Below are 510 nucleotides of genomic sequence, written 5' to 3' on the forward strand. Positions count from 1 at the left end.
TTTTTACGAATTTGGGGAAGTACATCATTATAAAAATGCGCACAAGGCGCACACGTCAATGAAGCATATTCAACAATTGTCACTGGTGCATTCGCCTCTCCCTCAACCCTATCCTTAACCTTGCCTGGTTGGAGGACCTCGGCCATATCAACATGTGAAACTGGTTTAACTTCAGCAGCTAAAATGGCAGTCGCACTAATTTGTACAATTGTCATTAAGGCAAAAATTATAGCGAAAGGCAAAAAGGAACGACATTTTATCATAAATAATACTTTTCTGTTGTTATTAAACAAATAAGAACCCTATACTCTTTATACTAAAGAAAAATAGGGAAGATACTCTACTCTATTTACTCTTTTTTTCTGCAAAAATGCAACAGCCCAGTTCATAAAGTGATTGGCGTAAGCTTTCATTTTCAACCCTCTCAAGCATTTTTGCCACGCATTATTTGTCTTTTTCACTCAAAGCTAACTTGGTCTGCAGGCGATCGTTCAGAACAGAAACGCATCT

1 protein-coding gene and 1 pseudogene are annotated in these 510 nt (G+C 37.6%); both read right to left on the reverse strand.

What is annotated here, in order from left to right:
- Window positions 1-263, reverse strand: a 263-nt coding sequence (locus ACFIK8_RS09730; RefSeq protein ID WP_375669306.1) for a thioredoxin domain-containing protein, incomplete at its 3' end; no start/stop codon positions are given.
- An 82-nt stretch (window positions 264-345) separates the two neighbouring features.
- Window positions 346-510, reverse strand: a pseudogene (locus ACFIK8_RS09735) (DUF721 domain-containing protein); the annotation flags it as partial.

It is taken from the genome of Bartonella sp. MR168JLCBS, from assembly GCF_042194175.1.